This window comes from Pirellulales bacterium (assembly GCA_036267355.1).
GTDB lineage: Bacteria > Planctomycetota > Planctomycetia > Pirellulales > DATAWG01 > DATAWG01.
In genome coordinates, this window is sequence record DATAWG010000109.1 from 57878 (window position 1) to 65237 (window position 7360).

Sequence of the window (7360 nt, forward strand, 5' to 3'; positions counted from 1 at the left end):
AGGGGCTGCTTTCAGAAGGATCGAACATGCGCATTCTAAAGGCCTCCTCGGCACCCGGTCGCGCAAGCGGCGCGGTCGGCCGCGCGGTGCGCCCCGCATTCACGCTCGTCGAATTGCTGGTCGTGATCACGATCATCGGCATCTTGATGTCGTTGCTCTTGCCGGCGGTGCAATCGGCTCGCGAATCGGCCCGCCGGACGCAATGCTCGAACAATCTATCGCAGATCGGCAAAGCGGCGCTCGAGCACGTGGCCCAATATGGCTTTTTTCCGACCGGGGGCTGGGGCTATGGTTGGGCGGGCGACCCCGATCGCGGCTTCAGTATTCAGCAGCCTGGCGGATTTTTCTACAACATCCTGCCGTTTCTCGAACAAAAGAACCTTTGGCAACAGGGGGCCGGATTGAGCTCGTCGGCGAAACCGGGCGTATTAGCGCAAACCGTGGCGACGCCGTTGACGGTCTTCAATTGCCCCACGCGCCGCAGCCTGCAACTCCTGCCCTACACGGATGTCGGCTACGTCAATGTCACGACGCCCCCCAACGCCGCCAAGAGCGACTATGCGGGCAACAGCGGCGATCAATTCTCCGGGTTCTACGGCCCCAGTTCTCTGGCACAAGGCGATTCCGAGCCCGCTTCGTATTGGCCCTCGGGCGGCCTGATCATGAGCGGCGTCACATACGATCGCAGCGAGGTGCAAATGTCGCACATCACCGACGGCGCAAGCCAAACGATCTGTGCCGGTGAAAAATATCTCAACCCCGGATCCTATTTCAACGGCGACGATCCGGCCGATAATGATGGCTGGGATCTCGGCTACGATTGGGATGTCAACCGCTTCGGCTGCACGCCTCCGATGGAAGATACCTCCGGCTACGTCGACGCCTTGGCCTACGGCAGCGCGCATCCGTCGGGATTTGGCGCCGTGTTCTGCGACGGTTCGGTTCACGTGCTGAACTATGCGATCAATCCCACCATTTTCGCGAACCTCACCAATCGCTCGGACGGCACCGCCATCGATCCGACGCAATTCTACTAGTTGAACTACCGGGCACATGATCTGGTGCTCGATTCCGGCGACAATCTGCCGATTAGATCGTCGGTCCCACCGACTTTTCATCTTGCCGGACGACCAAGCTGTCTCTCCTGTCGGTTCGACGACGATCCGGCCAGTCCGATTATTTCCGGCGGCAAAGCAACTCGCGTCGGGTCCCCGACCGACGCAAGATCGGCCCACCAGCGGCCCGCTTCATCCGGCTCGAGACAGTGGCTCGGCGGTTCGACAACCCGCCGAGCGCCGTTCAGGCGCGGCCGAAAAATAACTTCCCTTTTCGAACCCCCCACCCTGCCCGCAAGGGGGCGAGGGGGCAGGGGCTGCGGAGAAGTTATCTTTCGGCCGAGCCCAAGCTCGCCCAATCGCGAAATTCCGCTTCGTCCAGCAGCACCGCTTCTCGCACCAACTGAAAGGCGAGCCGCGTTTCCGGCCAGCCGAGGGCTGCCAGCATCCGGTCGAATTCCTCGGCCGGGCACGTCCCTTTCAAATCGACGAATAGCAGCCGGCCGCCGCGATCGAAGAGGTTGCCGTCGATTTGCCACTCCGGCATTCCCTGCCGAGAGCCGTAGAAAAATGAGCCGTCCGGCTCAACGCAGCTCCGCGGCAACTTTTCCAGCCGCTGGGCCGCTTCTTCGAAACTGATCCCGAAGGGAATCGAAAGCGACTCGCGCGGCACATCGAGCGTGGCCACGCTACGGTTGCCGAGGGCGACGGCGGTGCCCGGTGCTGCATCGTCGGGGCGAGCGTGGATCGTGACGTGAAACGCGTACATGGCATTCGATCCGGGGCTCGCGGTTCAAGCCGCCGCAGCCCGCCGCTTGCCCCGCCGACGATCCCAAACGCCGAATATGGCGACACCGGCGCATGCCAACAGGCAACCGCCAGGCAGCCAGTCGCCGTGGGCCAGATAAAAGCTCGGCCGGCCATCGGTCTGCACATCGGCGATGATCACGGCGTCTTGCTGCCGCGGCACGGTTTGGACCACGCGGCCATTGCCATCGATCCACGCCGATAAGCCGGTGTTGGCCGCGATCAACAGCGGCTTGCGGCATTCGATCGCCCGAAACACGCCGCATTTCAAATGTAGATCCAATTCGCTGGAGCCCCAAAACCAGCCGTCGTTGGTCACATTCACGAACACATCCGGTTCCGCTCCTTGTTCACGGAGCGTCTCGACTTGGCGGCGGATCAGATGCGGAATCACCGTTTCGTAGCAAATGCTGGGGCAATAGCGAATACCGTCGATCACTTGCGCGACCGGCTTTTGGCCCACCTTCAGGCCGCCGGAAAGCGGCGTCAGCTTGTAGAGAAACGGAAAATATTCCGCCAACGGCACATATTCGCCGAACATCACCGGATGCATCTTGTCGTACGAACCCAGGATCCGGCCATCGGCGCCGACGAACACGGCCGAATTGTAGTGATCGCCGCGCTCCAGCGTATGCCAATGCTGACGATCGATGCCGAACAACAGCGCGGCATGGCAGTGCCGCGCGATGTCGCCGAGCACGTCCGTCGTTTGTCGAATCACATCTTGCTTCGATCGTCCGTTCGGAATCTCCAAGCTATCGTCGAACGAAAGCAGCGGATAGCGAAACATCGTCTCGGGCCAGACGATCAAATCCAGCGGCCGCGCCGGCGGCCGTTCGGCCGCTTCGTGCATCGCCTTCAGAGTAAGGCCAATGTACTCGCTCCAAATCGCTTCCACCTGTGCCGGATCGGTTTTCACGGTTGTCGGAGTCGAGCCCTGGATCAGCGCGACGCGGGCGATCCGGTCGGCGGTCGGCTCCGACAAGCGCGCCCGGCCATACACGATCGCCGCCGCCAGCGTCAGCCCCAGCGGCAACATCGGCCAAACGGCAAGGCGCCTGCCGCCGATCGGCAGCATCCGCGCCAAACACGCGGCCACGAGCATGATCAGCCCGCTAACGCCGTAGCCGCCGATCAAGTCGGCCGATTGAATGATTGCGGGCCAAGCGGTTTGCGTGTGTTCGAGGCTCCCCATCGTGAAGCCGCCGAGAATATGCCCCTTGGCAAGCTCGATCGCCATCCAACCAACCGGCGCCGCCAAGATCAGCGGCACATGCAGCCGATGCACTGCGACGCGCATCAGTCCGATGAACATGGGGATATAAAACGCGAGATAGAACGACAGCGCGACCCAGCCAAAACTCGTCGCCCAATGCGGCAGCCGCAACCAGTGCAACACACCCAGCCAAAACGCGAACCCCGCCAGCCAGATCGCCCGATACGGCCGTCGCCCTGGCAATTCATCGCGGCGGGCAAGCATCAGCCACGGCAGCGGGGCAATCCACCCCAGCGGCCAAAGATCGAGCGGCGGCAGGGCCGCATACATCAGCAGCGCGCCGGCCATCGCCCAGGCCAGCGTCGTGCGATACCAAGGAACGCCTGGCCCAGGCCGCGCCGCGACGGCCGGGGCGGGGAACGGGTTGGGTCGAACTGCGGGTAGAGAGGCCGTGCTGGGCATACGCCGATCTACAGTACGCGGCACGGAGGATTTTGCACAGAGGAATCTGTCGCAGTGGAAATCTGCGCAATGTAAATTTGCGCAATGTAAATTTGCGCAGCGAAAATTTGCGCAGCGAAAATTTGCCGAAAATTGGCAACGCGCGAAACCGCAAGCGAGCCTCACGCTCGTGCCGCGGATTGAAGCTCCGCTTGCGGTTTCGCGCGTGAACTGCTGAACGGCTTACTGCGCCTTGTCGGCCGTCACGTGATAGATCGACAAGGTGCGGTCGCCGATGTTGACTTGGTGGATGTTGAACGTCCCCTCGACCGTCACCGGCAGCACGGTGTAGTCCATCGTCAAAGGCTGTTTTAACTGCACGATCATCGAATCGTAGATGGCGGCGCCGGGACCGAAACAACAGGCCATGTTGTCGCGCACCAACACGAATTTGGTCAGTCCGGTTTGTTGAGGCGGCGGCAGGATGAAGCCACGGATGCGAATCCGATTGCCATCGAGCTTTTTCACCGCGGAAGTGAGCAATTCAGGGCGAAAAGGATCGCCCTTTTGCATGTTCAGCTTGACGGTGTCGAATGTGATGTCGCGCAGCGGGAGCCGGCGGGCGGGAACCGGCTTTGCAGAATCTCTAGCGGCGGGCGAACCCGGCATCGCCTTGGACGAGCCTTCCAGCGACGCCACTTCGATTTTCGGCTTCGTGGTGCTCGAAGCGACCGAGGCCGTCGCGGCTGGAAGCGATTTCTCGCCGCATCCGCCGGCGACCGCAAGCGACACGGCCATCGCTGCAAGTGCCGCAATCGCCAACGCCGTGCCGCTACCGAGATCGAACCGCCGCCGCGAAATGCTCATCGCAACTCCGCATTGTCGAGGTGATAATACGCCACGCCGATTCCCCCGGGCGCCTGCCGCGGCGAGAAGCGGAACGTGCCGGCCACGCGCACCGGCTGCTTCGTATAAATCATACCGCTTGGGTTGGCGAGCGACACGACGATTCGATCCGTAATTTTCGGATTCCCGCCGAAACAGCAGGTGCCCGCATCGCGGCACAAAACGAATTTCTGAATCCCGGCGGCATCGCTGCCGGCATACACGTAGCCCTTGATGTAAACCTTTTGCGAACTCAAATCTCTCGCCGACTGCGGAACCATTTCGCCAATCACTTTTGGATCGGGCTGCAACAGGTCGTAGCTGATCGGGCGGTAGCCGGACGGCACATGGCTCATTTCCGTCCGGTATGCCCACCACGGCCCGACCGGGATCAACACCGCCGATAGCACCAGCCCAACCCACGCCATGCCGCGCCCGGTCAATTCTTCCGGCCGCGCCCGAATCTGCCGCAACGCCATGATCGACCAAATCACTCCCGCGATCGGCACCGCCAGCAGCCAATAGTCGAGCAGCGACAGCAGCGACAACAGGCCCAACACCAGCGCCACCACCGCGGCCGAACTGAGAGCCAGGTATTGGTCGAAGCCGTCTTCCTCGTCGAGTTGCCCCTCGGCCTCCAATTGCGGGTTTTCGTGCGTGTCGATGCTCATAACGCGTGGCGGGAAATGAGATTCGTGGTTTGCTTGTCTTCGGCTCTACCAATTCAATCGCTCGGGGGCTCCGTGCCCTCCGGCGCGGCCGCACGATCGTAGTAGGCACACTCCGTGTGCCGCCTGCGCCTCTTGGTGCGTTGCGCGACGAGCAAGCGCAGACGGCACACGGAGTGTGCCCACTACATTGAATGCGCTTTCCTACTGTTTCGAACCGGCGACGTTCGCGCTGCCGCGGTTGCTGCGGTTCACGACCACCAGCACCACGGCGCCAAGCACCGCGCCGATCGCTACCACTAGTTCGGCCATTGGCAGCATGCGGCTCGACGATGCGGTGGCGTTCGGCGATGTCGATCCATCGGGTGAAGCGGTGGTTGCCGCGGCGGTTCCTGCGGCTGAGCCCGCAGCGCCCGATTCCGACGTTGATTTATACGCGGCCGGAGTGACCGGAGTTTGCGAATTTTCCGCCGGGGCTGCTCCGCCCGCTGGTGCCCCTGCTGCCGGAGCCGCCGCATTCGCGCTGCTGCCGGCTTGCGTTCCCCCCGCCGCCGATGAATCGGCGCGCTGCGTGGTTACGCTCGGCATCGGATCGGGCCCGACGGCATAGAGCGTTTCGGATTGCTGCACGGATTTCGGATCGATCTTTCGCAGTTCTTCGATGTACTGCTTCGCTTTCGGCAGCGGACAGGCGCGCAAATAGTTGATCACCGGGATTCGCACCCAGGTGGTCGTTTCCGGATCGGCACTCTTGAACAACGTGACAAGCCGATCCATCACGGTCCAATCCTTCCACCGCGCGAGGTCCATGATCGCCTGGTCGGCCAATCGTGGATGATCGAGCACCAGCCGCATCGAAGCGATCAACCGATCGCGCGGGATGGGGCCGTTGTCTTCCTGACCCAAGAATCGAAGCGCCATGACGACCGAAAAAATATCCGTAAATTCTTCCTGTTTCTTGTTCAAGAACAGATTTTCTACCAGCGGCAGGCCAGCCGCCCGCTTGAGCGTCAGGTAGCAGGCCACCGTAGCATCGAGGCCCGTCTTGAATTTCGGATCATCCGACCGCAACAGCGTTTCCAACATGGGAACGTCGCTCGGTTGCCCGCAGACGCCGAGCATCGTGAGATAAAGCCGGCGATGGCTCACCGCCACGGCGGGATCTCGCACCCAATCGACCAATTTGTCGTGCTGCATCCGCGGCTTCATGGCCTGCAGCATCGTGTAGGGCGCGAGGGCAAATTCATAGTACGAATCGTTTTTCAGCAGATCCTCTTTGTCTTCCATGTAGTTTTGGAAATAAGCCAACCGCTCCGGACCGAGGGCAGGCAGCTTCACGATTTCCGATACATACTTGCGGCTGCGGGCCGACAGAGCATACGGCGGCGCCCATCCCAATCCCGACTGCTCGGTGCCGAGAATCAGATACTCGCCCCCCAGCGGCTTTTCATCGAAAAACGGCGCTTCGATCTTCTTGACCGAACCGAATGCGGCAGCACCCTTGAGCACCTCCTCGACTTCAAACGTGGCCATCGGCGTTGCCACATTCAACTCGCCATCTTTGCTTTCGCTTTCCTTCGGCAACGCGATCAGTTTTCCGATTACGGCAACATCCGCCCCCTTGATATCCTGAGCCAAGGTCGATTGCACGGAGCCGCAAAACGGGCAAGCGAAGGCTTGCGAAGGGGCCAAAAAACCGCAAGCCATCGCAAAAACCCCCTGGGCCGCGAAAACCGCAACGGCAGCAAATAGCGATCGCAAACCGATGCCGCCTATGCGGCAACGTGCTGAGGCAGGGGCGGGCGTCATGGCAGATCCTCCGGCGGGAAGGGATGGCGGGGCGGGCCAATATGGTGGAGTGTCGAACCGCCGACACCTCCAGCTTCAATTATAGCAGGACAGGCCAGCCGTAGCAGTCCGAAATTGCTGGCAACGCTGGCAAGCGAACCCCGCTTGCATCGGCCACTCCGCGGAATCGACCGATCAAGGCATCGATCAAGGCTCGTAGCTGATTTGGGTTTGCGGCAGCGATTGCTTCAGGGCCGCGACTGCCTGCGGCGATATATTGTAGCCAACGCTGAGGGATTGTAGCCCACGCAATTGTTTGAGTCCCGCGATGCCGCGGTCGGTGAGTTTGTCGCCGCCCCAGATCGCGAGCTGCTTTAGCTTCGACAGCTTCTCCAGGCTTTGCAGTCCGTCGTCGGTAATCTGCGGACCAACCAGGAGAAGCGTCTCCAAGTCGGGAAAGGCCGCCAATTGGGCCAGCGCGGCGTCGGTATACCGATTGC

The 7360-nt window shown here is 61.5% G+C and carries 7 protein-coding genes; 1 reads left to right on the plus strand and 6 read right to left on the minus strand.

From position 1 onward, the window contains the following. Positions 1 to 26: 26 nt before the first annotated feature. Positions 27 to 1037: a DUF1559 domain-containing protein gene (locus tag VHX65_17420; protein HEX4000335.1), complete on the plus strand. Its 1011-nt coding sequence runs from the start codon at positions 27 to 29 to the stop codon at positions 1035 to 1037. A gap of 346 nt (positions 1038 to 1383) precedes the next feature. Here the strand turns inward: VHX65_17420 and VHX65_17425 are convergent, their stop codons facing one another. The 6 genes from VHX65_17425 to VHX65_17450 all read right to left on the minus strand — a co-directional run. After that, positions 1384 to 1824: a hypothetical protein gene (locus VHX65_17425; GenBank protein HEX4000336.1), complete on the minus strand. Its 441-nt coding sequence runs from the start codon at positions 1822 to 1824 to the stop codon at positions 1384 to 1386. Between the two features lie 24 nt (positions 1825 to 1848). Further along, the gene (gene lnt, locus VHX65_17430; GenBank protein ID HEX4000337.1) at positions 1849 to 3540 is read right to left on the minus strand and encodes an apolipoprotein N-acyltransferase; all 1692 of its coding nucleotides are present in this window, start codon (positions 3538 to 3540) and stop codon (positions 1849 to 1851) included. Positions 3541 to 3762: 222 nt separating this feature from the next. After that, entirely contained in the window at positions 3763 to 4386 is a 624-nt protein-coding gene (locus VHX65_17435) for a DUF3299 domain-containing protein (protein HEX4000338.1), read from the minus strand. Then, positions 4383 to 5075 carry a DUF4190 domain-containing protein gene (locus VHX65_17440; GenBank protein HEX4000339.1) on the minus strand — a complete coding sequence of 231 codons (693 nt, stop codon included), beginning with the start codon at positions 5073 to 5075 and terminating at the stop codon, positions 4383 to 4385. The genes VHX65_17435 and VHX65_17440 overlap by 4 nt, the downstream gene beginning before the upstream one ends. A 201-nt stretch (positions 5076 to 5276) precedes the next feature. Continuing rightward, a complete protein-coding gene (locus tag VHX65_17445; protein HEX4000340.1) occupies positions 5277 to 6779 on the minus strand; it encodes a hypothetical protein in 1503 nt (500 codons plus the stop codon). A 288-nt stretch (positions 6780 to 7067) separates the two neighbouring features. Continuing rightward, positions 7068 to 7360: hypothetical protein (locus VHX65_17450; GenBank protein ID HEX4000341.1), on the minus strand; the 293-nt coding region annotated here is incomplete at its 5' end.